This window comes from Bradyrhizobium sp., assembly GCF_035484855.1.
In the GTDB taxonomy this organism is placed as follows: Bacteria; Pseudomonadota; Alphaproteobacteria; order Rhizobiales; family Xanthobacteraceae; genus Bradyrhizobium.
On record NZ_DATHOP010000239.1, the window covers coordinates 17,557 to 43,540 of the forward strand.

The 25,984-nt window shown below is 63.5% G+C and carries 27 protein-coding genes; 11 read left to right on the forward strand and 16 right to left on the reverse strand.

The window, feature by feature from the left end; all coding sequences use genetic code 11:
* Positions 1-2 precede the first annotated feature (2 nt).
* The 4 genes from VK804_RS27425 to lptF all read right to left on the reverse strand — a co-directional run bounded on the left by VK804_RS27425 (position 3) and on the right by lptF (position 5,780).
* Complete coding sequence (locus tag VK804_RS27425; protein WP_414642852.1) at positions 3-941, reverse strand: SurA N-terminal domain-containing protein; 939 nt, start codon at positions 939-941, stop codon at positions 3-5.
* A gap of 80 nt (positions 942-1,021) precedes the next feature.
* A complete protein-coding gene (lptD, locus tag VK804_RS27430) occupies positions 1,022-3,517 on the reverse strand; it encodes an LPS-assembly protein LptD (protein ID WP_414642853.1) in 2,496 nt (831 codons plus the stop codon).
* On the reverse strand, positions 3,517-4,614 hold the full coding sequence (lptG, locus tag VK804_RS27435) for an LPS export ABC transporter permease LptG (RefSeq protein WP_325376070.1): 1,098 nt from the start codon (positions 4,612-4,614) through the stop codon (positions 3,517-3,519). Before lptG ends, lptD begins: the two co-directional genes overlap by 1 nt.
* Complete coding sequence (gene lptF / locus VK804_RS27440) at positions 4,611-5,780, reverse strand: LPS export ABC transporter permease LptF (protein WP_325376073.1); 1,170 nt, start codon at positions 5,778-5,780, stop codon at positions 4,611-4,613. Before lptF ends, lptG begins: the two co-directional genes overlap by 4 nt.
* Before the next feature lie 348 nt (positions 5,781-6,128).
* Here lptF and VK804_RS27445 point away from each other — a divergent pair, with 348 nt between their 5' ends.
* The 3 genes from VK804_RS27445 to VK804_RS27455 all read left to right on the forward strand — a co-directional run bounded on the left by VK804_RS27445 (position 6,129) and on the right by VK804_RS27455 (position 8,781).
* On the forward strand, positions 6,129-7,631 hold the full coding sequence (locus tag VK804_RS27445; protein WP_325376075.1) for a leucyl aminopeptidase: 1,503 nt from the start codon (positions 6,129-6,131) through the stop codon (positions 7,629-7,631).
* A 10-nt stretch (positions 7,632-7,641) separates the two neighbouring features.
* Entirely contained in the window at positions 7,642-8,112 is a 471-nt protein-coding gene (locus VK804_RS27450) for a DNA polymerase III subunit chi (RefSeq protein ID WP_325376076.1), read from the forward strand.
* A 123-nt stretch (positions 8,113-8,235) separates the two neighbouring features.
* Positions 8,236-8,781, forward strand: a complete 546-nt coding sequence (locus VK804_RS27455; RefSeq protein WP_414642855.1) for a hypothetical protein — start codon at positions 8,236-8,238, stop codon at positions 8,779-8,781.
* 15 nt (positions 8,782-8,796) lie between these two features.
* On the opposite strand, the gene VK804_RS27460 is transcribed toward VK804_RS27455, so the two are convergent.
* The 3 genes from VK804_RS27460 to VK804_RS27470 form a co-directional block, all read right to left on the reverse strand.
* Positions 8,797-10,671 carry an ABC-F family ATP-binding cassette domain-containing protein gene (locus tag VK804_RS27460; protein WP_325376080.1) on the reverse strand — a complete coding sequence of 625 codons (1,875 nt, stop codon included), beginning with the start codon at positions 10,669-10,671 and terminating at the stop codon, positions 8,797-8,799.
* A 77-nt stretch (positions 10,672-10,748) separates the two neighbouring features.
* Positions 10,749-10,937: a hypothetical protein gene (locus VK804_RS27465; protein WP_325376082.1), complete on the reverse strand. Its 189-nt coding sequence runs from the start codon at positions 10,935-10,937 to the stop codon at positions 10,749-10,751.
* 196 nt (positions 10,938-11,133) lie between these two features.
* On the reverse strand, positions 11,134-11,400 hold the full coding sequence (locus tag VK804_RS27470) for a sulfur globule protein precursor (protein WP_325376084.1): 267 nt from the start codon (positions 11,398-11,400) through the stop codon (positions 11,134-11,136).
* 285 nt (positions 11,401-11,685) lie between these two features.
* On the opposite strand from VK804_RS27470, the gene ndk reads away from it, so the two are divergent.
* Together ndk and VK804_RS27480 are read left to right on the forward strand one after the other, a co-directional pair.
* Positions 11,686-12,108 (forward strand): nucleoside-diphosphate kinase, encoded by a 423-nt coding sequence (gene ndk / locus VK804_RS27475; RefSeq protein WP_325376085.1) that lies wholly within the window; start codon positions 11,686-11,688, stop codon positions 12,106-12,108.
* A 75-nt stretch (positions 12,109-12,183) separates the two neighbouring features.
* Positions 12,184-13,023, forward strand: a complete 840-nt coding sequence (locus tag VK804_RS27480; RefSeq protein ID WP_325376087.1) for a TerC family protein — start codon at positions 12,184-12,186, stop codon at positions 13,021-13,023.
* A 724-nt stretch (positions 13,024-13,747) separates the two neighbouring features.
* Here VK804_RS27480 and VK804_RS27485 read toward each other — a convergent pair.
* Positions 13,748-14,089: a type II toxin-antitoxin system PemK/MazF family toxin gene (locus VK804_RS27485; RefSeq protein WP_325376089.1), complete on the reverse strand. Its 342-nt coding sequence runs from the start codon at positions 14,087-14,089 to the stop codon at positions 13,748-13,750.
* Positions 14,086-14,325, reverse strand: a complete 240-nt coding sequence (locus VK804_RS27490) for an antitoxin MazE family protein (RefSeq protein ID WP_325376091.1) — start codon at positions 14,323-14,325, stop codon at positions 14,086-14,088. The genes VK804_RS27485 and VK804_RS27490 overlap by 4 nt, the downstream gene beginning before the upstream one ends.
* Positions 14,326-14,546: 221 nt before the next feature.
* On the opposite strand from VK804_RS27490, the gene VK804_RS27495 reads away from it, so the two are divergent.
* From VK804_RS27495 to VK804_RS27505, 3 genes are read left to right on the forward strand one after another with little or no spacing between them, the layout of a single operon-like run.
* A complete protein-coding gene (locus VK804_RS27495; protein ID WP_325376092.1) occupies positions 14,547-14,939 on the forward strand; it encodes a metalloregulator ArsR/SmtB family transcription factor in 393 nt (130 codons plus the stop codon).
* A 3-nt stretch (positions 14,940-14,942) separates the two neighbouring features.
* A complete protein-coding gene (locus VK804_RS27500; protein WP_325376094.1) occupies positions 14,943-15,443 on the forward strand; it encodes an SRPBCC domain-containing protein in 501 nt (166 codons plus the stop codon).
* A gap of 34 nt (positions 15,444-15,477) precedes the next feature.
* Positions 15,478-15,888: a DoxX family protein gene (locus VK804_RS27505; protein WP_325376125.1), complete on the forward strand. Its 411-nt coding sequence runs from the start codon at positions 15,478-15,480 to the stop codon at positions 15,886-15,888.
* A gap of 32 nt (positions 15,889-15,920) precedes the next feature.
* On the opposite strand, the gene ppx is transcribed toward VK804_RS27505, so the two are convergent.
* From ppx to VK804_RS27525, 4 genes are all read right to left on the reverse strand, one after another.
* Entirely contained in the window at positions 15,921-17,423 is a 1,503-nt protein-coding gene (gene ppx, locus VK804_RS27510; protein ID WP_325376095.1) for an exopolyphosphatase, read from the reverse strand.
* A 12-nt stretch (positions 17,424-17,435) separates the two neighbouring features.
* Complete coding sequence (locus VK804_RS27515) at positions 17,436-19,634, reverse strand: RNA degradosome polyphosphate kinase (protein ID WP_325376097.1); 2,199 nt, start codon at positions 19,632-19,634, stop codon at positions 17,436-17,438.
* A 132-nt stretch (positions 19,635-19,766) separates the two neighbouring features.
* Positions 19,767-20,444 carry a DnaA ATPase domain-containing protein gene (locus tag VK804_RS27520; RefSeq protein ID WP_325376099.1) on the reverse strand — a complete coding sequence of 226 codons (678 nt, stop codon included), beginning with the start codon at positions 20,442-20,444 and terminating at the stop codon, positions 19,767-19,769.
* Positions 20,445-20,490: 46 nt separating this feature from the next.
* Entirely contained in the window at positions 20,491-21,033 is a 543-nt protein-coding gene (locus VK804_RS27525) for a CDP-alcohol phosphatidyltransferase family protein (protein WP_325376101.1), read from the reverse strand.
* A 158-nt stretch (positions 21,034-21,191) separates the two neighbouring features.
* On the opposite strand from VK804_RS27525, the gene purM reads away from it, so the two are divergent.
* Positions 21,192-22,265, forward strand: a complete 1,074-nt coding sequence (gene purM, locus VK804_RS27530) for a phosphoribosylformylglycinamidine cyclo-ligase (protein ID WP_325376103.1) — start codon at positions 21,192-21,194, stop codon at positions 22,263-22,265.
* Between the two features lie 4 nt (positions 22,266-22,269).
* Positions 22,270-22,944, forward strand: coding sequence for a phosphoribosylglycinamide formyltransferase (purN, locus tag VK804_RS27535; protein WP_325376105.1), 675 nt, complete (start codon positions 22,270-22,272; stop codon positions 22,942-22,944).
* 61 nt (positions 22,945-23,005) lie between these two features.
* Here the strand turns inward: purN and VK804_RS27540 are convergent, their stop codons facing one another.
* Both VK804_RS27540 and VK804_RS27545 read right to left on the reverse strand, forming a co-directional pair.
* The gene (locus VK804_RS27540) at positions 23,006-23,209 is read right to left on the reverse strand and encodes a cold-shock protein (protein WP_325376106.1); all 204 of its coding nucleotides are present in this window, start codon (positions 23,207-23,209) and stop codon (positions 23,006-23,008) included.
* 301 nt (positions 23,210-23,510) lie between these two features.
* Entirely contained in the window at positions 23,511-23,660 is a 150-nt protein-coding gene (locus VK804_RS27545; RefSeq protein ID WP_325376127.1) for a hypothetical protein, read from the reverse strand.
* 175 nt (positions 23,661-23,835) lie between these two features.
* Between VK804_RS27545 and VK804_RS27550 the strand changes: the two genes are divergently transcribed.
* The gene (locus VK804_RS27550; protein ID WP_414642854.1) at positions 23,836-24,762 is read left to right on the forward strand and encodes an autotransporter outer membrane beta-barrel domain-containing protein; all 927 of its coding nucleotides are present in this window, start codon (positions 23,836-23,838) and stop codon (positions 24,760-24,762) included.
* Between the two features lie 51 nt (positions 24,763-24,813).
* Here VK804_RS27550 and rnd read toward each other — a convergent pair whose 3' ends face one another.
* On the reverse strand, positions 24,814-25,962 hold the full coding sequence (gene rnd / locus VK804_RS27555) for a ribonuclease D (RefSeq protein WP_325376110.1): 1,149 nt from the start codon (positions 25,960-25,962) through the stop codon (positions 24,814-24,816).
* Between the last annotated feature and the right edge of the window lie 22 nt (positions 25,963-25,984).

A 25,984-nucleotide genomic window follows, 5' to 3' on the forward strand; every position in this document is an offset into this window, starting at 1 on the left:
CGTCAATGATATTCGATCATCGCGGCTTTGCGGATTTCCTGCAGGTAGGCTTTCGACTTCGCGTCGTATTTTTCGGCGAACATCTTGTCGCGGATTTCCTTTTTCTTCGGCGTGTCGATGGTGGTCGGATTCCTCCCGCACAGCACGACCATCTCGACGCCCTGCTTGGTTACTTCGGGCGGGGTCAGATGGCCGATCGGAGTGCTGTCGAGAACTGTGCGAAGCGTGGGCGGGATATCGGCCGAAGTCTTGGTCACGGTCTCGCGAATCGCGGCGTTCGGCATGGACTTGAAGAAGGAATTGGCATCGGCACAGGTCTGGATCCGGCCGCGCAGGCCTTCGGCCTCTTTTTGCCTTGCCTCGATGAGGCCGGGCGTGGATCCGCGCGGCACGATCAGGACGATTGGCTGCATCTTGTATTCGAACGCATCGGTTTCCGGCTTTTCGTCATTGCCGCTGACCTTGATCGCGGCGGCGACGTCCTTCTCGCCGACCTGAAGGCTTTCCTTGAAGCGGCCGCGTACCAGGCTGGTCCAAACCATGTCGGCCTTGATGCGTTCCTTCAGCGTATCGGGCCGAATGCCCTGGCTCTCGAGCGATTTCGTCAGTTGCTCCGGCGTCAGCCGCATCCGACCGCTCATCGACGAATAGGCCTGGTCAATATCGGCGCCGCTCGGGTCGACCCCGAAATTCTTGGCTTCCTTGATCTTCAGCTTTTCGTCGATCAGTTCGTTGAGCACCTGCTGGCGGTCGGCAGGCTTGTGAGTCGTCAACGTGGTCAGCTTGCTGCGCTGTTCGATGTCGTAGTTGGTGATGGGAGCGCCGTTGACCATGACCGCGACGGTTTGCGCCTGCGCCGGCGAGGCGCACGCGATCAGGACGAGCCCTGCGGCGAGGCCGAGGAAGAGCGGCGTGAGGCGATGAGAGGATGTGGTCGTCATGGTCATATTCGCTATATCAACCGATTCGAGTTGGAGCCGCGACGCCGGGCGACCGTGCTCGGGCAGCGCACCGGTCGGCTCTACTGAATAACCCCGCCGCCGGCCGTGGTCGCCGTCGAAGCGAGGGTCCGCAAGCCGAGCTGCAGCATGAAGGCGTGACCGAGCACCGGCGGCGTGGTGCCGGCCGAGTAGCTGTAGGAGGTGACATAGTTGGCCGCCAGCACGAAGCAATCGTCCACATAGCCTGCGCCGACGATGTATTGATTGATATTGTTCGCCACGAGGTCCCAACGGGCGGCTCCCGTCACCACCCAGTTCGCGGCCAGCTTGACCGACAGGCTGGTCAGAATTCCCTCGCGGCGGGTCAGGTAGCCGAGGTCCGGTTGCGCGGCATAATTGCCGTACATCACGCTGACCGACCAGCGGTCGAAGGCGGCGCGGCCTTCGACCTCGAGGCGGTTGATATCCAGCGTTTGTTCGTCAAGCCGCGCGCGCACGCTGAACGTATAGGTTCGGTTCGGCGAATAACTGACGCTCCCCACATAATCGGATTTCGCGTTCTGCAGGCCGGAATCGACGCCGGTATTGGTCATGTCCGCGACCGCGTAAGAGTTCAGGCCGAACAGCTGGTAGGACTGGCCGAACAGCACTTTGACGGCGCCGCCGCGGTCGAATTGCGTGGTCGCCTGCACGCCGACATTGGCGCGGCCGCCGCCTTCTTCGCGGTCATAGCCGGAGAATTTATCGACGCTGAACAGGTTGCTGGCGTCGAACACCATGCTCTGCGAGTCCTCGTTGGGGAGTTTGCCGGCATAGCTTTCGTTGGGCCGCGCAATAACCTGCGCGATCGGCTCGACGGTGGTGGTGCCCCAGGGTTGGACGTTGATGAAGGGATAGCGATATTCGAGGCCGACGGTCGGCATCACCCGCACCGCCTGGGTGTTGCCGACGGGCAGGAAGTTGGAAACGCCGGGCTGGTTCGAGATGTCGGCGTCGATCGCATCGGCCCGGATGCTTGCGAACGGCGTCCAGATTTCGCCCGCCGAATCGGTGAACGAGCGCCGCCAGTCCGCCTCGGCGGTGGCGCGCGTATAGGTCCCGGGGATGCCGCGCAACAGGCACTGCGTCGGCAGCCGGGCCATCGGGTCGGCGGACGCCGAGGTGCACAGGCTGTTGGTGTTGGCGAGTGACGTGATCGGGTCGAAGGCCGCGTCGTTCCGCGTCAGGCTCGTGAAGTTCGTCTTGTAGCTGAATTCTCCGCCGAAGATCGGGTTGTTGAGCACGTTCGAGTAGTCGATGACGGGATGAATGACCGGAACCTGCTGCTGGAAGCCGGAGAAGCTGAGATAGTAGATGGTGCGCGCGTCGAAATAGCTGCGATTGCCGATGCCGGTCAGATAGAGCTGGGAAACGGCCTCGGTCGGCAGGCTCAGGAACGAGTTCAGCGGATCCTTGTACTGGGCGAGCCGGTAGTCGGACATGAAATAATAGTCCGAGAGCACGACGCCGTCGAAGCCCCACACCCATTTGTCGTTCAGCGCGAACTGGCCCTTGGTTTCGACGCCGCCGCGGAACTGGCGGTCGCCGGGCTGACCGGCGAAGGCGCCGGGATCCAGCTGGTCGATGCCATAGGCGCGGATCTGGTACGAACCGTTCATCAGGCGCTGGCGGAATTCCGCCTGCATCAGCACGCCCTGCTGGCTGGTGAAACGCGGGTTGAAGGTCGCGTCATAGTCCGGCGCGATCGCCCAGTAGAACGGGACTTCGACGCCGTATCCATAGGTCGAAACCGTGGAGAAGCCCGGCATCAGGAATCCGGTCTTGCGCTTGACGGTCGGATCGGGCGTCGAGAAATACGGCATGTAGGCCATCGGGACGCCGAAGAATTCGAGCTGCGCGTTCTCGAAATACAGCATCTTATCGATCTGATCGTGGATGATGCGCGCGCCCTTGACCTGCCATAATGGCGGCTTCTTGGGATCGTCCTGGCAGGGAGCGCAGGCGGTATAGACGCCGTTTTCGAACACGGTGTAATTGCCGTTGGTGCGGTCGGCGCGGGTTGCCGCCATTCGCGTCGCGTCCGCGGTGTCGACGCGCAGCGAATCGACGAAGCCGTCGCGGTAATCGTCGCTTAAATCCATGAGGTTGGCGTAGGTGATCTTGCCGTCCGCATCCGTCATGCGGATGTTGCCCTCGGCATGCAGGCGTTTTGTCTTCTGGTCGTAGATCACCTTGTCGGCTTCGACCGATGTTCCGTTGTAGAACAGCTGCACGTTGCCGACCGCCGACACCCGCGAATTGTTGTAGTCGTAGTCGACCTCGACCGCCTGGACCAGCATCTGTCCGTCATTGGCGGTGCGCGGCGGCACCGGGTGCGGCGGCCTGGGATTGAAGGTGAAGCTCTGCGCGAAGGCCGGGGTTGCCGTCGCGAATCCGAGCAGGCCTGCGAGCACGAGCCCGAAAACCAGCAGCACCGCCGCATCGTTCAGGGAGCCCAAACGGAGACCTTGACGGCGCACGGGAGCGCGCCGCCTGAACGCAGACGACATCCTCTGGAGGGCGGCGACAACGGCCACTACCCGTCCTCCTGGTACAGCAAGGCCAAAAAGCCGGTGAGGCCGCCCACGAACACGGGCAGCCACGCCGCAGCGATCGGATGCATCAACTCAGCCTTGCTCAGATCCTCAGTTACTTTCGACAAAACGTAGAGCAGAAAGCCTGCGCCCACGCCACTCAAAACCATCTTCTGCACGCCGCCGAAACGGAAGAAGCGGAGCGACACGGAGGCCGCCACCATGACCATTGCCGCCAGCAAAAATGGTTGTGCGATAAGCTTGTGGTACTGCAGCCGGTAACCGGCTGTCGCAAATCCCGAGCTCTCCGAGGATCGGATATAGCTCGGAAGTTGCCAAAAAGACACAGTCTCCGGGGTGGAGAAACTGTTGCGGACCTGAGCGGGGGTCAGGCTGGTCGGAAGGTAGAAGGTGTCCTGGTCGACCGGCGGCGCGTCGAGGGAGAAGCGGCGGGCGCCTTTGAACGCCCAGCGTCCTTCCTCCAGCGTCGCCTCGCGCGCTTCGATTCGCTCCTTGAAGTTGTAGTCGTTGTCGAACCTGAACAAGGTCAGCCCGGTCAGCCGCACGCCCTGCTGCTCGCTGCGCGCCGCGTTCATGATGACCTGGCCGTCGCTGTTGACCTGGTTGATCCAGAAACCGGCGGCGTCCTGGACGCCGCCGCCGGGAGCGGAGCCGAACAACTCCGCCTCCATCCGTTTGGAACGTTCGCGCAGGTCGGCGGACATCGGATTGTAGGCGGCAGTGGCGATAATTCCGAGCAGGATGGCGCTTGCCAGTGCCGGCGCGATGAACTGCCACGCCGATACGCCCGCGGCGCGCGCGATCACAAGTTCCAGCCGCCGCGACAGCGCAAGATAGCAGGTCATGGCGCCGATCAGGATGCAAAACGGCATCATCTTTTCGAGCAGTTGCGGCACGCGGAACAGCGACGTCTCCGCGACTGTGATGGGGGATGCCGAGACCAGCCCCGACGTCTTGCGGACCATTTCGATGTAGTCGACCAGCACCAGCAGCACGAAAATAGAGGCGAACACGCCGAGCGCCGAGATCACGAAGCGGCCGGCAAAATATCGCCCAAGCGTGTTGGTCATCATGCTCATGCTGTGACGGGCCGCCCCAGCAGGCGCAGAAGTCGCGCATTCGATTTGTTGATCGCTTCGATCAGGGCGGCCGGCGGCTCTATCACGACACCCCAGATGATGATCCAGAGGCCGATGCCGATGGCCGCCAGCAGCATCAGATATTGGACGACCGCGGCGATCGGCGTTTTCACCGCCAACACGGAGCAGGCAAAACCCACCATGCGCAGCCCGAACACGGCAAGGATGGATCCGCCGATCGAAAAGTTGCGGCTCTGGCGCGTGGTGCGCGGCGCGCCGAGAAAGGCAAAGGTCAGCGCCGCGAATGCGAACGGATAGATCGGCGACATGAAGCGGTCATGCAGCTCGGCGCGGAACTGTCCCGGCAGCTGCGTGAATATAGGATCGTCGGCGGGCGGCCAAAGCAGTTCCCAGATATAGCGTTCGCGGATGCCCAATGCGACGTCGTGGCCCTGATTGGAGAATTTCGACATGTCGAATCCGTAGCGGGCGAACGCGACCAGCGCCGGATCGCGCTTGTCGACTTCGAATCGCTCGAGATTGCCGTCCTCGAGAATCAGGAACGAGCCGCTGTCGCCTTTCACCACGGTTCCATGGTCGGCGACGATGCTGACGCGCTCTTTCGGATCGCGGCGGTCGTCGATGAAGATGCCCACCAGCAGGCCGCCCGGCTGCCGCTCTCGGATGCGAATCGTCAGGTTCTGGTCGAGCTGGGCGAAGCGGCCGGGCTGCAGGATATTGGTGAGCACGTCGGCGGTGATTTCGGCGTCCCATTGCTTGATTCGCCGCAATCCGTCGGGGGCGAGATAGGCGGCGATGAAGGCGACCAGAACGGCAACCACGCAGGTGGCGTAGAAGAACGGATAGAACAGTCGGAACGGCGAGAAGCCGGCGGCATTCATGACGATGATTTCGGAATCGGTCGCAAGCTTGTTCAGCGTGTGGGAGATCGCAATCATCAGTGCGATCGGCGAGATGATCCAAACCAGCGAGGGGATCACGAGGCTGGTGATGCCCAGGAACGTCAGGATGGTCTGGCCCTGGCTGGTCATCAGGTCGATGCCGCGCAACGCCTGCGTAATCCAGATCACGCCCGTCAGGCTGACCAGAACCAGCGCAAACGACACGAGTGTCGTGCGAAAAATATACTTGTCGATTGACCCCATCGCTACCGCACGATCCCGCCCTGCCACTGGAACCGTGACTTACGACCGATCCCGAAACCGGGATCCCCTTCGGTCGCGCCACGCGCGTTCCAGCCTGCTCACTTTCTCACTACCATCCCTTTGATCCGTCAACAAAATGGCTGCGCCGTGGCACCCTCGCTATATGGTTAATAATTCACGCGATGTGGCCGCTCTGCCACTGCCGGAGCTTGGCAGCGCAGCCACTGGCAGGCCATAGTGCAACAGTGCTGCTCTTGACGGACGCAAATCGCCGCCGAAGAGAACATTCCGCGCCCGGCCCGGCAGGTTCCCGACCAGCGACGGCCCAACTTTTTGGAGGAGTTAACCATGTCCGACGCCGTCAAGGTCGGTTTCGTCCCTCTTTCCGCAGCGCCTCGCGGCATTCTCGTGGTTTTCTGCGACGATGCGCTGAAGTACGGTCCGGCGACCCGCAAGGCGCTCGGCGCGGCGGCTAACCTCGTCACCCGGGCGGCGGCAACCAACCGCTTCAAGGGAAAGAGCCGGTCAACGCTCGATATTCTCGCGCCGGAGGGTCTCAAGGCCCCGCGTCTGATCGTGATCGGTGTCGGCAAGCCGTCCGAGATCAAGGACAACGACTTCCTCAAGCTCGGCGGGGTGGCCGCCGGCAAACTGCGCGCCGGAAATGACGCCGTGACGATCATCGCCGAATTGCCTGATGGCGCCATGAAACCCGACCAGGTAGCCGCGGTTGCGTCGGGTGTGCGGCTGCGCGCCTACAGGTTCGACCGATACAAGACCAAGAAGAAGGACGGCGAGGACGCCGCCCTGCGCGCCGAGATTTCGCTTGCGGTCGGCGATGTGGCGGCGGCGCGAAAGGCATTCGCGCCCGGCGCCCACCTCGTCGACGGTGTCATCGCCGCGCGCGATCTCGTCAACGAGCCGCCCAACGTGCTCTACCCCATCGAATTCGCGCGCCGCGCGAGCCAACTGCGCAAGCTCGGCGTCGATGTCGAGATTCTCGACGTCAAGGCCATGACCAAACTCGGAATGGGGGCGCTGCTCGGTGTTGCGCAGGGCTCGACGCAGCCCGGCCGCACCGTGATCATGCGCTGGAACGGCGGCAAGCGCGGCGATCGGCCGGTGGCCTTCATCGGCAAGGGCGTTTGCTTCGACACCGGCGGCATTTCCATCAAGCCGGCGGGCAACATGGAGGACATGAAGGGCGACATGGGAGGCGCTGCCTGCGTCGTCGGATTGATGCACGCGCTGGCGGCGCGCAAGGCCAAGCTCAATGTGGTCGGCGCCATCGGCCTGGTCGAGAACATGCCCGACGGCAACGCCCAGCGCCCCGGCGACATCGTCACCTCGATGTCCGGCCAGACCATCGAGATCATCAACACCGACGCCGAGGGCAGGTTGGTGCTCGCCGATGTGCTCTGGTATGTGGCGAAGAAGTTCAAACCGAAATTCATGGTCGATCTCGCCACGCTGACCGGCGCGATCATGGTGGCGCTCGGCACCGAATATGCGGGGCTGTTCTCCAACAACGACGAACTCGCCGGACGACTGGAGAAAGTCGGCATGGAGACCGGCGAACGGGTGTGGCGCATGCCGCTCGGTCCCGAATACGACAAGCTGATCGACTCGCAATTCGCCGACGTGAAGAACACCGGCGGCCGCCACGGCGGTTCGATCACCGCCGCGCAATTCCTGCAGCGCTTCGTCGATGACACGCCGTGGGCGCATCTCGATATCGCGGGAACAGCGATGGGCGCGCCGAAAACCGACATCAACCAGAGCTGGGGTTCGGGCTTTGGCGTTCGCCTGCTCGAGCGGCTGGTCGCGGAGTATTACGAAACCAGGAAATAGCGGAAATGCGATGACGGAAGTTCTGTTCTACCACCTGCAAAACATGTTGCTGGAAAACGTCTTGCCGCCCTTGCTCGAGAAATCGCTCGAGCGCGGCTGGCGGGTGGTGGTGCAGTCGACCTCGCAGGAGCGCACCGAGGCGCTCGATGCGCATTTGTGGACCTATCGCGAGGATTCATTCCTGCCGCACGCCACCTGGCGCGGCGGCGACGCAGGGCGCGCCGGCGACGCGCAGGACCAGCCGATTGTGCTGGCGGTGGAGGAGGGCAACCCGAACCGCGCCAATGTCAGGTTTCTCATCGACAATGCCATGCTGCCCGCGGACGCCGATGCCTATGAGCGGATGGTTCTGGTCTTCAACGGCGACGACGCCGATGCGCTCGCCGCCGCGCGCGGCGCCTGGACCGACTGCAAGGCGCGCGGTTTCGAGGTGACCTACTGGCAGGCCGACGAGCGGGGCCGCTGGCAGCGGCGGGATTAGCGATATCCGGCAATTAATGATAATCTGCGGTTTCGTGCGCGACGCTTGCACTCAGCCACGGTCGCGCCGCAAAGTGATGATGGGACAAGCGCTTATCGGGCCAGGGTGGGAATTTAGTTGATCGTGCGGGACCATAGCTCTCATCGAAGGCCGTTGCTGGCGTTGCTGCTGCTTGCCCCCCTGGTCGCGGGTTGCTCGAGCGCGGGCGACATTTTTTCGCGAGACGCGGACTGGTTTTCGCGTCCCGGCAGGTTGTTCATCCGCAACGTCTCGATCGATGCGCCGCCGCTCACGCCCAACAGACCGGTGACGGCGGAAGACCTGGTCAGCGCCGAGGGTTATTGCCCCGGTATGACGCCTCCCGGCGCGCCAGCGGACGCCAATGCCGCGGCGGGTGGGCCTGTTCCCTCGACCTCGGGTACCGTGGCGCTCGGCCATACCGAATGCGACGTCGTGCGCGGCATCGGCGCGCCAGGCAGCGTCAACCTCTCCAACAATGAGCGCGGCGACCGGGTGGCGGTGGTTACCTATCTGCAGGGCCAGCGCGCCGGTATCTATACCTTCACCGCCGGACGCCTGAGTTCGATCGAGCGCGCGCCGCAGGCGGAACAGCCGCCGAAGCCCGCGAAATCGAAGGTCGCGAAGAAGAAGAAACCGGCGGCGACCTGATCGCCGGCGGCCGGCTCAGCCGGTGGCCTCGTCATATTGCGAACTGGCCGCCAGCCATTCTTCCTCGGCGCGCTGCAGCGCGCTTTCGGCGCCGGCGCGTGCTTGCGTGAGCTGCGCCGCCTGCTTCGGGTCGCGCTTGAACAGGTCAGGCAGCGCCAGCGCGCTGTCGATCTTGGCGATGATGCCGTTGATACGCGCGATCTCCGCCTCGGCGTCCGAAATCTTCTGCTTCAGGGGAACGCGCTTTTCGGTCCTCGTGCGCTGAGGCTTGTCGCGGCTGCTGGTTCGTTCATCGCCGCGGTCGCGCGAATTGGTGCGCATGCCGCGCGCCGACAACACCATGCGCCGGTAATCGTCGAGATCGCCGTCGTAGCTGGTCACGGCATGATCGGCCACCACCCACAACTGATCGGCGCAGGCTTCGATCAGATAGCGATCATGCGAGACCATCATTACGGCGCCGGGAAATTCGTTGATGGCTTCCGCAAGCGCGGCGCGGCTGTCGATATCCAGATGGTTGGTCGGCTCGTCGAGGATGATCATGTTGGGACCGAAGAAGGTCGCAAGTCCCAATAGCAGGCGGGCCTTCTCGCCGCCCGACAGGCTCCTGACCAGGGTATCGCCGGCCTTCCCCGAAAAGCCGATCGCGCCGGTGCGCCCGCGGACCCTGGTCTCGGGCGCATCCGGCATCAGCTTGCGGACGTGATCGTAGGGCGACGCGTCGAGCGTGAGCTCGTCGACCTGGTGCTGCGCGAAATATCCGACCGAGAGCTTGTCGGCGCGCGTGACCTGTCCGGAGAACGGCGCAAGCTTGCCGGCGAGCAGCTTGACCAGCGTCGATTTGCCGTTGCCGTTGGAGCCGAGCAGCGCGATGCGGTCGTCGGTGTCGATGCGCAGCGTAACGCGGTTGAGCACCGGGTTTTTCGGATCATAGCCGACAGAGACATTGTCGACCGCGATGATCGGCGGCGACAGCATCTTCGCAGGCGTGGGGAACGAAATCTCCCGCACGTCCTGCGTCACCAGCGCGGTGACCGGCTTCATCCTTTCCAGCATTTTGACGCGCGACTGGGCCTGACGGGCTTTCGAGGCCTTGGCCTTGAAGCGGTCGACGAAGGCCTGCAGGCGCTTGCGCTCGTCCGCCTGCCGCTTGGCATGCTTGGCGTCGAGCATTTCGCGGGTCGCGCGCTGCTCCTCGAACGACGAATAGGTGCCCTTGTAGAGCGTCAGCTTGCCGCGATCGAGATGCAGGATCTGGTCGACGGAAGTGTCGAGCAGGTCGCGATCATGGCTGATGACGATCACCGTGCGCGGATAGTTCGCCAGATGATCTTCCAGCCACAGCGTACCCTCGAGATCGAGATAGTTGGTGGGCTCGTCAAGCAGCAGCAGATCGGGTGCCGCGAACAGGGTTGCGGCGAGCGCAACCCGCATCCGCCAGCCGCCGGAGAATTCCTGACATGGCCGGCCCTGTTCCGCGGTCGAAAAGCCGAGGCCGCTCAGGATCGACGCCGCCCGCGCCGGCGCCGAATGGGCGTCGATGTCGACGAGCCTGGTCTGGATCTCCGCGATCCGGTGCGGATCATGGGCGGTTTCGGCCTCGCGCAGCAGCGCGTCGCGCTCGAAATCCGCCTTGAGCACGATTTCGATCAGGCTTTCCGGTCCGTTCGGGGCCTCCTGCGCCAGACTGCCGACGCGCCAGCGCGGCGGGATCGCGATGCTGCCGGCCTCGATCGGCAACTCGCCGCGGATCGCGGCAAACAGCGTCGATTTGCCGACGCCGTTGCGGCCCACAAAACCGACGCGCGCGCCCGGCACGATCTGCGCGGTGCCATGATCGATCAGAAGCCGTCCGGCGATCCGGACCGATATTTCGGTGATTGAAAGCATGCGGCGTTGTCACCGGAGCCGCCCCCAAACGCAACCCCGTTGACGCCTGAAATATCGCTCCCGGGTCGGAATGCGGTTTAATTCGACCGGTTGCGGCCCTCGTCATCGCGCCGCTGCAATTCGTCCAGCAGATGCTGCAGGTGGGACGACAGGCGGGACGTGTCGGGACGCAGGCTCTGCTGCAGCCGTTCGCCAACGGCGGTGCAGATCGATCGGCTGGTCTTGCGATCGATCCCTTCGCAGCTGTCGGTGAATGGGTCGTTCATGACGAGTTCCGCCTCGCAATCGAGATCGATGAATTGATGCGGTATCAAGTCATGAAGGCGGAGTTTGTTTCCCGTCGGCGGCGGTTGCATGCCCATTTAGTGAAGATTGCCTAAAAGACGGGCGGTTCCCGACCCGGTTCGCGCGAAATGCCCCGGCGTAACGGGGCCGGGGCATTCGACGTGGCTGATCGAGCGCTCAATAGCAGCGATTGACCAGGCGCCAGCGGGGCCCCCAGGGCGTCGGCACCAGCCGCCGCACATAGCAGCCGCCATAGCCGTAAGAGGGGCCATAATAGTAGCCTGGGCCGCCGACGAAGAATCGCGGGCCGCCCCAGCCGCCGTGCCAGCCGCCGCCGTGCCAACCCCCATGCCAACCGCCAAAGGCGGAAGCCGAGGTCGGCGCCAACGCGGCGGCTCCGAGCGAAATCGCGGCAACTGCAACAAGCGAGAGTTTGCGTAACATGATAAACTCCTCGGGTTCGGCGCCGTTGGCGCCATCGGTGAAGTTCTTGGCCGCAGGCGCTCGCCGTAGAAGGCGAAGCGTTCGGTCGTTGGAAGGCTAGTACCAGCAAGCTGAACGACACCCGGACGGTTGTTTCAGAGAGGGTTAATCTTCGTGAAATTGTTGTAATTCGTTGGCGCCGATCGCCTGATACGGCGAGGCGGGGCCTTGGCCTGGTCGCTTGCCGTTGGCCGGCGGCGCCGATATAAGCCCGCAACTCCCGCAAAACTCTGCAAGGACGAAATCATGGCGATTGAACGCACCTTTTCGATCATCAAGCCCGACGCGACCGCGCGCAATCTCACCGGCGCGATCAATGCGCTGATCGAGAAGGCGGGCCTTCGCATCGTCGCCCAGAAGCGCATCCGCATGACCCGCGAGCAGGCCGAAACCTTCTACGCCGTGCACAAGGCGCGGCCGTTTTTCGGCGAGCTGGTCGATTTCATGATTTCCGGTCCCGTGGTGGTCCAGGTGCTGGAAGGCGAAAGCGCCGTATTGAAACATCGCGACGTCATGGGCGCGACCGACCCCGCCAAGGCGGCCGACGGCACCATTCGCAAGCTGCATGCCAAATCGATCGGCGAGAATTCGGTGCATGGTTCGGACGCGACGGAGACGGCGGCGATCGAGATCGCGCAGTTCTTCTCGGGCAACGAGATCGTCGGTTGATGGATGCAGGCCTGGGCGCGCGGGCCTAGGCGGCGATAGCAGCGGGGGCAGCCGCGTGCGCCAAGGGGGTGGGCTTTGAGCTGGCTGTCGCAACTCGTCGATCCCGCCACTATCGGCGCGATTTTTGCGCAGATTCACGCCGACATGCAAACGCCGGCGTTTTGGCTCGCGGTCGGCAAGATCATCTGGATCAACGTGCTGTTGTCCGGCGACAATGCGCTGGTCATCGCGATGGCGTGCCGCGGTCTGGCGCCGCGCCAGCGGCTGTGGGGCATGGTGATCGGCGCGGGCATCGCGGTGGTGTTGCTGATCGCTTTCACCGGCGTCGTCGCCAGGCTGATGGTGCTGCCCTATCTGAAGCTGGTCGGCGGCATCGCGCTGGTGGTGATCGCAGCCAAGCTGCTGGTCCCCGATGATGAAGGCGACGACGTCAGCGCTGCTACCGGCCTCTGGCACGCCATCCGGATCGTGGTGATCGCCGACATCGTGATGAGTCTCGACAATGTCATCGCGGTTGCGGCTGCCGCGAACGGACAGATTCCGCTGTTGATCCTCGGCCTGGCCATCAGCATTCCCATGATCATCGCCGGCGCAGCCCTGATCATGCTGGTGCTCGACCGCTTTCCGATCCTGGTCTGGCTCGGCGCGACGCTGCTCGGCTGGATCGCCGGCGACGTGATCGCGACCGATCCGGCCGTGCAGCCCTTCCTGCAGCGGCTGCTCGATGGGCAGATCTCGATCGGACTCGAGGCGACCTCGGCGCTGTTCGGCCTCGGCGGCGATCCGATCGAACACGTCGCCTCGATACTGGGTGCGATCACGGTTCTGGCGGCTGGATCGACCTGGCGCAAGCGCAGGCTGCGGCAGCTCGAACAGCCGAATGCGACCGAGGCGGCTCGGGTCAACAAGCCGTAAGCGCAATCTCCGGAATTCAATTGTCAAATAGCCCAACACCGTCATTGCGAGCGCAGCGAAGCAATCCATCTTTCTTACTTGCTTACTTGTTGCTGCATGGATTGCTTCGCTGCGCTCGCAATGACGGTGAGACACACTTTCGCAATCTCGCCGCATGTTTTTTTTGCGCGAGGTATTCTTTTATTCCGCCCTCCAAACAGAGGGCGCAGGGAATGCCGGGCGCTCGATGCGCCCAATAGCCACGTGTGCAACGGGTAGTGGTAGAACGCACACGTTTTGTCAGGTCACACCGGAATCACCCGGCATTCCCCACGCAATGGTTTACGGCTTATTCCGTGATCTCCCCGGTGCTCGGGCTCTTTGGCCACCGTCACCAGCGCTCCTAAGCGCCAACCTGACACCAGCGTCGAGGTGCCAGGACCACACGGCTTCGCCGTCCGCGAGAAAAGCACGTTCGTCAATGTGCCCCTCGCGTCCACCGCATCCCGCCCCGCGTTTAGTGACGACCGCGAAACGCCCCTCATGGTGGGACGGGACGAGGAGCAATATAGGATAATCAGAATATTCGGTAAAGTAGAATATTTTTTCTGACGGGGCTGGACAAAACGGAGAAATCAGGGCATGGGGCGCAACTGTTTTGCCCGTCGGGTAGCGGCGAGCATGATCTCCGCGCAAACGCGCTCCGCGTTTGTCGTGAGGGAAAGCCGGTGTCCACTTTTCCGGATCACGCTCTGGGAGACGTTGCCAATCCAAGGAACACGAGCACCGCCCGATTGAGGCGCAAGACATCCCCGTCGTCCAGGCGCCCGATATGCGCACCGAGTTTCGATTTCGGGACGGTGGTCACCTTGTCCACCATGAGGCGGCATGGGATGCGCAATCCATTGCGTTCGTTCGGCTCGACCGCAAGCCGGAACAACGGTGCGTCTGTCTCATCGGTCGTGAACGCGCAGATCGTGATCGATTCGGTTCCGTCGAAACTATCGTCCTGAAGGATGACGACGGGCCGCGCCTTCCCCGCATAGTCCTTGCCGCCGGCAACAGTCCAGACGTCGGCGCGCCTCATTCATGCCCGTCCGGTTCATCAGGGAGTGCCGATACGGCATCGATGAACGTCTGATCCTCGTGGGCGCGGGAGCTTGCAGCCACGGCCAGCGACTGACGGCGTGCCTCCGAGCGGAACGCCGGCGCACGCACATCCGGGACCCAGATCTGGATAGGACGCAATCCTTGCCGGCGCAGCCGTTCGCGATGCTCGCGAACCTTCACACGAGAGGACTTCCGCTTCGGTGCAGAAACCATGGTCATTCTCCGGTTACATGTAACCTAATCCGAGCGAGGCGATTGGCCAAGCCCCTTCAAGAAATTATCAAGTGCGTCCTGAGGCGTCCGCAGTCCCAGTTTGATCCACGATCGCGTCCTTTCCTGACGTCCTTCGAAAACAAATCCGTCCCCAAAAAGCTCTTGCACCGGAAACCGAACCGTTATATTCAACCGATCAGTTTACAACTGATTGATTGAATATGGTTCAAGATCGTCTGAGTTCGCTGTTTTCCGCGCTTGCGGATCCGACCCGCCGCGGCGTCCTCGCGCGCCTGACGACGGGCGATGCGACAGTGAATGAACTCGCCGAGCCCTATGACATGAGCGTTGCCGCCGTTTCCAAACATCTCAAGGTTCTGGAAGCCGCCGGCCTGATCTCGCAGGGCCGTCAATCGCAATGGCGTCCCCGCCATCTCGAGGCGAGGCCACTGCAGGAGGTTTTCGAGTGGCTCGAGAACTACCGGCGCTTCTGGGACAATAGCCTCGACAGCCTCGCCGAGCATCTGCGGGTGCTGCAAATGCAGGGTGCCGGAAAAACCGGACAGCGTTCCAAGCGAGCACGACCCGCATCCTCGCCAAAAAAAAGGAAATGAAGCATGCCGGCGATCATCGACGTCAGCGCCGCTGACAGGCCAGTCATCGTCATCACGCGCGACTTCGATGCGCCGCGCGAACTGGTGTGGAAGGCCATTACCGACCCCAGGCAGGTCGCGGTGTGGTACGGCGGGCCCGGCTTCACCAACCCGGTGTGCGAGATGGATCTGCGGCCCGGCGGCGCCTGGCACCATGTCATGCAGGCCCCCAACGGCACACGCTACACGATCAACAGCGTCTTCGAAGAGATCGTCGAACCGGAACGGCTGGTGTGGCGAACCATTGGGGATCCCGACCGCAATCCCGCTCCGCCGACCTCGCACAACACCGTCACGCTGGAAGTGCGCGGCCAGCAAACGCGGTGGAAATTGGTCACGCTGTTCGATTCCATCGCCGATCGCGACCTGTCCGCGAAGATGGGCTTCGGCCAGATGATCAGCATGGGAACGGATCGCATGGCGGCCCATCTCGCAACCCTGCAAGGAGTTCAAGACCATGGCTGAAGCAGTTCATCAATCTCACACCGGAGCCAACCTCATGGGGACGCAATCTCAAGTCGCCGGACGCTCGAAATGGATGCAGTGGACCGGTTGGGGCATGTCCGGCCTCATGATCGCGTTCCTGCTGTTCGACGGGGTGTCGAAGCTCGTGCTGGAATCCCATGTCGTCGAGGCAACGGCCCAGATCGGTTATCCCCTGGATCTCATCCGTCCGCTTGGGGTCATCTGTCTCGCGTGCACGATCCTGTACGCGATTCCGCGAACCTCGATCCTGGGCGCGATCCTGCTCACGGCCTATCTCGGCGGAGCCGTCGCCAGCAAGGTGCGAATAGAGGATCCGCTGTTCGGCTCGGTCCTGTTCGGCGTCTATTTCGGCATCCTCGTCTGGGGCGGCCTGTATTTGCGGGACGCACGGCTTCGCGCACTCATCCCGCTGAGCAGAGACTGATCATCGACCGTTTGAAAACGGGCTGCGCCCGTCTACCGCCGCACGATCGTCCCCGATCTCCCGAGCAGCCGCGCCAGCTGCCTGAAACGGCTGCCGACGCGGTCGGCGACCAGATCGACCAGTCGGTGTTCGAACACCAGCATCAGCTTGCGGCCGTTGCTTCGGAAATGGGTGGCCGGCAACACGCCGGGCCGCGCCGCCGATATCAGATGGGCGACGCGAAAGGCTGCCCCCAGCACGCGTGCGCGCTCCAGCATCGCCGGGGGCACCAGTTCCTGGACGATCAGCGGGGGTTGGTTCTCTTCGCTCAAGCCGGCGTAGCGGAAGAACACCGACAGCGCGACGAAGGCCCGTCCCTGATGGCTGATCGAGCCGAAATTTCCGTTGGTGATGAGGCTGAGCGTTTCCTCGCCGCGATGGTCGGGATGGACCCGCCATCCGATATCCGACAACAGGCAGGCGGCATGGCGCAGCCGGCGATCCTCCTCGGTTTCCCGCAACTTCGCGACCCGCACCAGCCGATCGGTCCATTCGATCAATTCCTGGGCGTGGCGGGCCGAGCGCGACAGCAGTTCGTTGAGCGTCTGGGCGGCGCAGATCAGCCCGTCCTCGTGGCGCTCGGGCTGCGGCAGTTTGGCGTAAAGCAGGCCTTCGCGCACGCCGAAGGTGGAAAACACGATGGTCTTCGGCCGGGCGACGCGGATGATGTATTCGAGCACCAGCGCCGCATAGGCCAGTAGCGGCCGCCGTGCGTCGGCGACGACTTCGATGTTGGCCAGCATGTTGGCCACGACCAGGCGGCGCAGGCGTTGGGCGAAATCGAGCGCATCCTGCGCGGGGATCGAATAGCCATGCATCACCCGCAGCGGATATTCGCTCTGGATGATGTGGATGCGCGCCAAGGCCCGCCACGTTCCGCCGACCGCGTAGAAGGCGCGGCCGCGGCCGGATTTGAGCTGGGCAAGGCCGGTCAGTTCACCCCTCACGATGCGCTCGGCGCGCTTCAGCGATTTGTGCGACAAATCCTGCAGCGCGAGACTCCCCAGCGGCAGCGTTACGCCGCTGCGAACGCGATTTCCCCGAACGTCGATCAGTTCCAGCGAGCCGCCGCCGAGATCGCCGACAATGCCGTCGGGCCGGTGAATTCCCGAGATCACGCCGAGCGCGGACAATTTTGCTTCGCGCGGGCCCGACAGAATTTCTATTTTGACGCCGCAGATGCGTTCGGCCCTGGCGATGAAATCGGCGCCATTGGTGGCGTCGCGGCAGGCGGCAGTGGCGATCGCATGGACGCGGCCGACCTTCATCACCCGGCACAGTGCGCGAAAACGCCGCAGCGACGTCAGGGCCTTGGCCACCGCATCGGGCGCCAGCAGCCCGGTGGTCTGAACCTCGCGACCAAGCCCACACAGCGTCTTTTCGTTGAAGAGCGTGGTCAGGCTGCGCGCCATCGCTTCATAGACGACGAGACGCACCGAGTTCGAGCCGATGTCGATGACCGCGACGCTCGAAGCGCGCTTGCGCGGACGCCTCACCGGCGCAACCCCTTATGGCTGGGGATGACGTTCGGTACGGCGCGTGAGGCGACGTGGCGAAGATTCCTTGAGCGACTTTCCACGGCCTGACAGACTCGGATTCGTCATGAAATAATTATGAAGGTTGAACGGTTCCTCGCCCTTCGCGGCCTTCATACGCGTTGACGATCCATCCGGCAACAACTGCCAGCTCTGCTCGGTATCCTTCAGGTTCGCGACCATGATTTGTTCGAGAACCTGCTGATGCACCGTGGGATTTTGCAGCGGACAGAGGATTTCGACGCGCCGGTCGAGGTTGCGCGGCATCATGTCGGCCGACGAGATATACACAGCAGCTTTTGCGCTGGGCAGGCCCTGGCCCATGCCGAAACAGTAGATTCGGCCGTGTTCCAGGAACCGGCCGATGATCGATTTGACCCGGATGTTGTCCGACAGCCCCGCGATGCCCGGCCGCAGGCAGCAAATGCCGCGTACCACCAGTTCGATCGATACGCCGGCCTGCGAAGCCTCGTACAGCGCGTCGATGATTTCGGGGTCGACCAGCGAATTCATCTTCATCCAGATCGCGGCCGGCCTGCCGTGGCGGGCATGGCTGGTCTCGCCGTGGATGTGTTCGATGATGCGCTTGCGCAAGGTGAGGGGAGAGACCGCCATCTTCTCGATGTCGCTCGGCTCGGCATAGCCGGTGATGTAGTTGAACACCCGCGCGGCGTCGCGCCCGATGATCGGATCCGAGGTGAAGTAGGACAGGTCGGTATAGATGCGCGCGGTCACCGGGTGATAATTGCCGGTGCCGGTGTGCACATAGGTGGTGAGGCTGCCGCCCTCGCGGCGCACGATCAGCGACAGTTTGGCGTGGGTCTTCAGTTCGAGAAAACCATACACCACCTGCACGCCGGCGCGTTCGAGGTCGCGCGCCCAGCGGATGTTGGCCTCCTCGTCGAAGCGGGCCTTGAGTTCGATCAGCGCCGTGACCGATTTGCCGGCTTCGGCGGCTTCCGCCAGCGCGCGGACGATCGGCGAGTTGTTCGAGGTGCGATACAGCGTCTGCTTGATCGCGACCACGTCGGGGTCGCGCGCGGCCTGTTGCAGGAACTGCACCACGACGTCGAAGGATTCGTAAGGGTGATGGACGATCAGGTCCTTTTGGCGGATCGCGGCGAAGATGTCGCCGCCATGGTCGCGCACCCGCTCGGGATGGCGGGGCACATAGGGCGCGAATTCGAGATCGGGCCGGTCGAGCCGGGTCAATTGCGACAATTCGTTCATTGCCAGCACGCCGTCGACCAGCAACACCTCGTCGTCGGTGGTGGAGAGCGCCTGCTGCACGAAGCCGCGCAGCTCCTCCGGCATCTTGGCTTCGATCTCGAGCCGGATCACCGATCCGCGCCGCCGCCGCTTCAGCGCCGTCTCGAACAGCCGCACCAGATCTTCGGCCTCTTCCTCGATTTCGAGTTCGGAATCCCGGATGATGCGGAACGCACCCTGACCCTTGACGGTGTAGCCGGGAAACAGCCGGCCGATGAACAGCCCGGTGGCCTGCTCCAGCGTGATCACCCGCACCGCGCCATCCTTGCCGGCGGGCAGGCGGATGAAACGGTCGATCTTGCCGGGCATGCGGATCAGCGCGTTCATCGGTTTGCCGTCGGAGATCCGCGCCAGGTGCAGCGCGACGGTGAAGCCGAGGCTCGGGATGAACGGGAACGGATGCGCCGGATCAATCGCCAGCGGCGTCAGCAGCGGAAAGATATTGTGGAGGAAGTGATCCTCGATCCAGCTTCGTTCGGTCTTGGTGACGTCGCGGCCGTCGATCAGAACGATGCCGACTTCGGCCAGGATGCCGCGCAAGTCGCGCCAGATCGCCTGCTGGTCGCCGGCCAATTTTGAAACCGTCTCGTTGATCAGGACCAGCTGCTCGGCGGGGGACAGCCCGTCGGGACTGCGCTCGGTGATGCCCTCCCGCACCTGGGCCTTGATGCCGGCGACCCGGACCATGAAGAACTCATCAAGGTTATTGGCGGAAATCGACAGGAATCGCACCCGCTCGAGCGCGGGGTGGCCGGAATTGACCGATTCTTCCAGCACGCGGCGATTGAAATGCAGCCAGGATAGCTCCCGATTGATGAAGCGTTCGGGGCTGCGGGCGATCGCAGGCGCGGTATCGATATCCGATTCTTTTTCTGGAATTACAATGGCTTGCGCGGAATCCATGAAGTTTCAATCCATCCAGAGGCGGGCGGCAGTGCGATTTAGGGACAACGCTGGCACAACCCTGTTTTGCCGCGATGTCGTTTCAATGACATTGATGTTCTTGCAGCCTGCGCCGGTCAAGATGCGGCGCCATCAGGCATCGCGTAATAATTCAGCCGCCAGCGCCCGCGTTACCGGCCGGCCGAGCCGCAGCGCTTCGGTGTCCAGGAGTTCCACCGCCTGCCGGACCGCCGCATAGGACCGCTCCAGCCGGGTCGCAAGATAGCTCACCACGCTCTCGTCGATGGCCATCTGGCGGTCCGCGCAAAACTTGACGATCAGCGCCCGAAACAGCGCATCGTCCGGCGGCAGCAGCGATATCGTCGGCACCGCGCGCAGACGCGAGCGCAGATCGCGCAACTCGACGTGGGAGGCCGACGGCGCAAGCCGTGCGGTGATCAGCACGAAAGCCTGATCTTCCCGGGCCAGATTCATCAGATGGAACAGCGCGCGCTCGTCGAAATCAGGCGAATTCAGATCTTCGACCACAAGCGCCCCGGTGGCCAGCGCGCCCGGCACGGCAGCCGGGGTCAGCGCATGGGCCGATATCGAGCGGGCGCCGGCCTGTTCGGCCCAGATGGCGGCGAGGTGGCTCTTGCCGGCCCCTTCCGGCCCGACCAGCAGCATGATCCGGTTCGGCCATTCGGGCCAGCCGTCGATCAGCGCTAGGCCTGAGGCATTGGCCGGCCCTTCGAGAAAATTGTCGCGGGTGAGGCTTTCCGCATGCGGCAGCGCAAGGGCGAGCTGACGGGGTTGAACGCGGCCTGGCACTTAAGCTCACTCCATGCCGGGACCGGCCGGCGCATGACCAATTATATTAGCTGGCTTCGATCGTGCTCATGTGCCGGACCCACTCGACGAGATAGAGGGAGACGGACACCAGTGTAAAGACCGTTACAAATCCCATCAGGATCAGATCGTAAGGCGCAGGTTCGAAACCGAAACCGAGCGCTGCCAGCACCAAGGCCGCGAACGCCACCTGTGCCACCGTATTGAGCTTGGACACCATCAACGGCTTCATCGGAATCGGCTTGCCGGACAACCATGACACGATCACGGCGCTGACGATCATGATGTCGCGCGAAACCACGAGAATGACGATCCAGTGCGGCACCGCGCCCCAGATGCCGAGCGCCACATAGATCGAGACCAGCAGCGCCTTGTCGGCGAGCGGATCGAGCAGGGCACCCAGCTCGCTCGCCATGTTGAAGCGCTTGGCGAGAAAGCCGTCGACCGCGTCGCTGACGCCGGCGACGACGAAGATCGCAAACGCGATTTCCATCTGGTTCGAGGCGATCGCCCAGACGATGATCGGCACCAGCAGGATGCGGCCCAGCGTAATGATGTTCGGAATACTCAACGCGGCGCGTCCCGGCTAGCGGCCTGATTTCAACGTGGCATCCGGCTCTTTGCAGGGTGAACCGGTTCCCGTTTACATAGTACATGCGCAGCCCCCTTGCGAGCCATTGCACGGCGGGGCAATCCGACGTAACCAGCCGCCATCAGCTGGAACAGGCCATGATCGACCGCAAAAACGGGCTCACTTACGCGGATTCGGGCGTCGATATCGATGCAGGGAATCGTCTGGTCGATCTCATCAAGCCGCTGGTTCGCGCCACCGCCCGCGCCGGCGCCGAGGCCGAAATCGGCGGGTTCGGCGGGTTGTTCGACCTCAAGGCCGCGGGCTTCAAGGACCCGATCCTGGTCGCGGCAACCGACGGTGTCGGTACCAAGCTCAAGATCGCCATCGAGACCGGCCTGCATGGCGGCATCGGCATCGACCTCGTGGCGATGTCGGTCAACGACCTCGTGGTGCAGGGCGCCGAGCCGCTGTTCTTTCTGGATTATTTCGCCTGCGGCAAGCTCGATCCGGAAACCACCGCGGCCATCGTCGCCGGCATCGCCGAGGGTTGCCGGGAAAGCGGCTGCGCGCTGATCGGCGGCGAGACTGCCGAAATGCCCGGCCTCTACAAGGACGGCGACTATGACCTCGGCGGTTTTGCGGTCGGCGCCGCCGAGCGCGGCACGCTGCTGCCGCGGCCCGACATCGCCGCCGGCGACGCGGTGCTCGGCCTCGCCTCGTCCGGCGTGCACTCCAACGGGTTTTCGCTGGTTCGCAGGATCGTTGAAACCTCAGGCCTGGGCTTTGACGCGCAGGCGCCGTTTTCGCCGGTCATGACGCTCGGCGGCGCGCTGCTGACGCCGACACGGCTCTATGTCAAATCCTGCCTGCGCGCGATCCGCGAGACCGGCGCCGTCAAGGGCCTCGCCCACATCACCGGCGGCGGCTTCACCGACAACATCCCGCGCGTGCTGCCGAAACATCTCGGCGTCGGCATCGACCTGGCGCGCCTGCAGGTGTTGCCGGTGTTCAAGTGGCTGGCGGCGCAAGGCGGCGTCGCCGAACTCGAATTGCTGCGCACCTTCAACTGCGGCATCGGCATGATCGCCATCATCAACGCCGACGCGGTCGAAGCGGTCAGCGACATGCTCGCCGAAGGCGGCGAGAGCGTAACGCTGTTGGGCGAGGTGATCCCGGCTGCCGGCGAGCACCGGGTGGTCTATAACGGCCATCTCGACCTTTCGTGGTGAGGCCATGAAGCGCCGGGTCGCAATCCTGATCTCAGGGCGCGGATCGAACATGGCCGCGTTGATCGAGGCGGCGCGCGCGGCCGATTTCCCGGCCGAGATCGCGGTCGTGATTTCCAACCGGGCCGATGCCGGCGGTCTCGAAAGGGCAAAGGCAAGCGGCATCGCGACGCTCACCATCGAGAGCAAGCCGTTCGGCAAGGACCGTGCGGCGTTCGAGGCGGAACTGCAGTCGGCGCTGGAGGCGCACAAGATCGACCTGATTTGCCTCGGCGGATTCATGCGGTTGTTCACGGCCGAATTCGTGCAGCGCTGGCATGGGCGGATGCTCAACATCCATCCCTCGCTGCTGCCGTCCTTTCCGGGCCTCGAACCGCAGGCGCAGGCGCTGCGCGCCGGGGTGAAGATTTCCGGTGCGACCGTGCATTTCGTCATCCCTGAAACCGATGCCGGCCCGATCCTGATGCAGGGCGCGGTCGCGGTTTTCGATGACGACACGGCGGAGAGTTTGGCGCAGCGCATCCTTCAGATCGAGCACCGCATCTATCCCGCCGCGTTGCGGCTCCTCGCCGGCGGCGAGGTCAGGCTGGAGGGCGATGTTTGCCGAACGGCGGGCGGCCGATCCGGTGATAGCCTGATTTCGCCGGCGTTAGATCGGGACGGCCGGTTGAACGGAAAATAAAAAAACCCCGGCGGAAGCGCCGGGGGCGCATCAGGATTGCTTGCGCGGATCGTGACGATGCTTAAGAGATCTTCAGATTTTCCGCGGAGGTTTTGCCGCGATTTTCCACGAGGTCGTACTCGATAACCTGGTTTTCGTTGAGGGTTGAGAGCCCGGCGCGCTCGACCGCCGAGATATGGACGAACACGTCCTTATCGCCGACCGTCGGCTTGATGAACCCATAACCCTTTGTCGGGTTGAACCACTTGACGGTGCCTTTTTGCATCGCCTGTCTCCTGGTCTAGACGTAAAAAAGACGCGGCCACGCTTTTTGCGTGCCGCGCCACAAGCGGGCTTTCGGATGTCTGCTCAATTTCTCAGTCGCGAAACGCACAGTCGATCGGCCTAAAATCCGATTGTGCCGGCAATTGCAACACGAAATTTGCGAGTTAGCAAGCTTCCGGCGTGGGCTCCGGAAAATTGCGCCGGCGATCGGATTCGCCCCTGACGACCTGTGGCAGGGCAACAACAATGTCCGGTAATTGCCTCCGGCAGGGGAGCAAGACCGATTGACGCTCCCGGAGAACTCAGGGCAAATCGCCACCGGCCGCCGGGATTTTTTGCTGTTTTGTCGAGTTGGCGCTGCTTTTGGGAATGGCATTGATGGGCTGCTCATCGCGGCTGTCGCGAACAAAGGAGAGCGGCTCCGGCCGCCGGCTTGCGACGGCCATTGCCATTGCTTTTATGCTCATCCTCGGAGGCGCAGCGCTATCCTCGCCGGCGCTCGCGCAATCGCCGAGTCCCAGCCCCAGTCCCACGCCCACCCCGACGCCGTCCCCGACCCCCATTCCGACACCGTCGCCGTCCCCGACACCGACGCAAATCAACGCCGATCTTTCGGCCGCCTCGACGGTGACGAACCTCGGCAGCAACTTCCTGGAGCGGCTCGGAAACCAGGCGTCGTCGGGCTTCGATCGGTCATCGCGGACCAATCCCGGCGGCGGCGGTGCTTCGCAGGCGACGGATGCGCCGACGGTTCGGACCTGGGCCGAGGCCTACGGGATCTCAACCAGGGACAGCGCGCAGGGTAATTTCCTCCCCGACCAGCGTCAGACCTGGGGCGGCGTCGGAGGCATCGGTGCGCGGCTTGCCCCCGGCGTCAATGTCGGCCTTTCGGTCGACCAGAGCCGAACCGCGATCGACGTTCCGCTGGCGCTGCAGTCGGCAACCCTCGATCTGACCCAGGTCGGCATCAACGGCTCCATCGACAAGGGGCCGTGGACCTGGGCGGTCGCGCTGGTGCATGGCTTCGGCAACATCAATTCGAGCCGGGACACCGGGTTCGGCACCGCCAGCGCCGGCTACACCGCGGAGATCGACGGCGCGCTGACTGAACTCAGCTACTACTGGAGCATGGACCAGAGCCGCATCGTACCGAAGGCCGGACTCGAATACGTGCGGGCCACCACCTCGGGATTCCGGGAGATGGGGGGCTTCGATCCGCTGACGGCGACCGGCACGACGATAGAGCGCTCGCGCGTTCTGCTGGGCGCGGAAGTCGGGCACTACTGGATCATCGACCAGAAGGTTTTGGACCTGTCCGCCTACGGCAAGTTCGTCGACAATTTTTCGCAGAATTTCGGCTCGGTCCTGGTCAGCCTGGGGCCGGAGAGCATCACGGTGCAGGGCATCGGCGAGAGCCAATACGGCGCCGATGCCGGGGCGTCGGCTTCATTGAGCCTGACCAACGCAATGCGGCTCTACATCAACTATGACGGCAAGTTCCGCGCCGCGATGCAGTCGCACCAGGGCACGGTGGGTCTGGAAGTGAAGTGGTAGGGGCGTGACGCCTGCGTAGCGGCCAACGCGCGGCGCGAGATGCAGGGGCCGTCAGGCTCGATCGACCTTGACCACGCGTCCCTTTTCGATCGCCAGCGCCACCCGGCCGTGCTTCAGCGCCAGCGCCGCTTCACCGAACAGCTCGCGGCGCCAGCCCTGCAGCGCGGCGACTTCGGCATTGTCGTCGGCCGCGATTTGCTCGAGATCGTCCACGGTCGCGATCACCTTGCTGGCCACCGCATGGCGCTCCGATGTCATCCGCAGCAGGACTTTCAGGAGTTCGACGGTCGCCGCCCCGTTTGAGTTGCTGCGCGGCTTTTCGAGTTTCGGCAACGTCGCGGGATCGCGCGCCAGACCGCGCTGCACGGCGGCCACGATATCGGCGCCCCATTTTGAGCGGTCAAAGCCCTTCGGCAGCGAACGCAGATTGGCCAGCCGTTCCAGAGTGGTCGGCGCCTGGGTCGCGATGTCGCCGACCGCATCGTCCTTCAGCACGCGCCCGCGCGGGACGTCACGGCTTTGCGCCTCCTGCTCGCGCCAGGCCGCGACTTCCATCAGGACCGCGAGTTCCTTCGGCTTGCGCACCCGCGTCTTCAGCCGCTCCCAGGCCCGTTCGGGGTGAAAGTCGTAGGTCTTCGGGCTGGTCAGAATTTCCATCTCGAGGCTCACCCAGTGGCTGCGGCCGCGCTTCTTGAGATCGGCGTCGAGCGCTGCGAACACGTCGCGCAGATGGGTGACGTCGGAGACCGCGTAATGCATCTGCTCCTTGGTCAGCGGCCGGCGCGACCAGTCGGTGAAGCGGTGGGTCTTGTCCGGCCGGTGGCCCATGATGCGCTCGACCAGCTGGTCGTAGGCGATGGAATCGCCATAGCCGAGCACCATGGCCGCCACTTGCGTGTCAAAGATCGGATGCGGGATGATGCCCGCCTGGTGCCAGACGATCTCGATGTCCTGGCGGGCGGCATGGAACACCTTCAGCACCTTCTCGTCGACCATCAGGTCGAAGAACGGCTTCAGGTCGATGCCCTTGGCGAGCGTGTCGACGACGACCGCTTCCTCGGCGCTTGCCATCTGCACGACGCAGAGCAGGGGATAGTAGGTCGTCTCGCGCAGGAATTCGGTGTCGACGGTGATGACCGGATGCTTGGCAAGGCGCGCGCAGACTGCGGCGAGTTCCGAAGTGGTGGTAATCAAATCCATGAACGGCCCATGACGCTTCTTG

What these genes read in the sequence shown, in the direction of transcription:
- VK804_RS27495 (WP_325376092.1), top strand. Translation starts at nt 14,547, where the DNA reads ATGGTTCAAGATCGTCTGAGTTCGCTGTTTTCCGCGCTTGCGGATCCG.
- VK804_RS27485 (WP_325376089.1), bottom strand. Translation starts at nt 14,089, where the DNA reads ATGAGGCGCGCCGACGTCTGGACTGTTGCCGGCGGCAAGGACTATGCG.
- VK804_RS27505 (WP_325376125.1), top strand. Translation starts at nt 15,478, where the DNA reads ATGGGGACGCAATCTCAAGTCGCCGGACGCTCGAAATGGATGCAGTGG.
- purM (WP_325376103.1), top strand. Translation starts at nt 21,192, where the DNA reads ATGATCGACCGCAAAAACGGGCTCACTTACGCGGATTCGGGCGTCGAT.
- lptG (WP_325376070.1), bottom strand. Translation starts at nt 4,614, where the DNA reads ATGAGCATGATGACCAACACGCTTGGGCGATATTTTGCCGGCCGCTTC.
- VK804_RS27540 (WP_325376106.1), bottom strand. Translation starts at nt 23,209, where the DNA reads ATGCAAAAAGGCACCGTCAAGTGGTTCAACCCGACAAAGGGTTATGGG.
- VK804_RS27470 (WP_325376084.1), bottom strand. Translation starts at nt 11,400, where the DNA reads ATGTTACGCAAACTCTCGCTTGTTGCAGTTGCCGCGATTTCGCTCGGA.
- VK804_RS27465 (WP_325376082.1), bottom strand. Translation starts at nt 10,937, where the DNA reads ATGAACGACCCATTCACCGACAGCTGCGAAGGGATCGATCGCAAGACC.
- VK804_RS27450 (WP_325376076.1), top strand. Translation starts at nt 7,642, where the DNA reads ATGACGGAAGTTCTGTTCTACCACCTGCAAAACATGTTGCTGGAAAAC.
- rnd (WP_325376110.1), bottom strand. Translation starts at nt 25,962, where the DNA reads ATGGATTTGATTACCACCACTTCGGAACTCGCCGCAGTCTGCGCGCGC.
- VK804_RS27490 (WP_325376091.1), bottom strand. Translation starts at nt 14,325, where the DNA reads ATGGTTTCTGCACCGAAGCGGAAGTCCTCTCGTGTGAAGGTTCGCGAG.
- lptF (WP_325376073.1), bottom strand. Translation starts at nt 5,780, where the DNA reads ATGGGGTCAATCGACAAGTATATTTTTCGCACGACACTCGTGTCGTTT.
- VK804_RS27445 (WP_325376075.1), top strand. Translation starts at nt 6,129, where the DNA reads ATGTCCGACGCCGTCAAGGTCGGTTTCGTCCCTCTTTCCGCAGCGCCT.
- VK804_RS27500 (WP_325376094.1), top strand. Translation starts at nt 14,943, where the DNA reads ATGCCGGCGATCATCGACGTCAGCGCCGCTGACAGGCCAGTCATCGTC.
- ndk (WP_325376085.1), top strand. Translation starts at nt 11,686, where the DNA reads ATGGCGATTGAACGCACCTTTTCGATCATCAAGCCCGACGCGACCGCG.
- VK804_RS27515 (WP_325376097.1), bottom strand. Translation starts at nt 19,634, where the DNA reads ATGGATTCCGCGCAAGCCATTGTAATTCCAGAAAAAGAATCGGATATC.
- VK804_RS27545 (WP_325376127.1), bottom strand. Translation starts at nt 23,660, where the DNA reads ATGGCAATGGCCGTCGCAAGCCGGCGGCCGGAGCCGCTCTCCTTTGTT.
- VK804_RS27460 (WP_325376080.1), bottom strand. Translation starts at nt 10,671, where the DNA reads ATGCTTTCAATCACCGAAATATCGGTCCGGATCGCCGGACGGCTTCTG.
- VK804_RS27425 (WP_414642852.1), bottom strand. Translation starts at nt 941, where the DNA reads ATGACGACCACATCCTCTCATCGCCTCACGCCGCTCTTCCTCGGCCTC.
- purN (WP_325376105.1), top strand. Translation starts at nt 22,270, where the DNA reads ATGAAGCGCCGGGTCGCAATCCTGATCTCAGGGCGCGGATCGAACATG.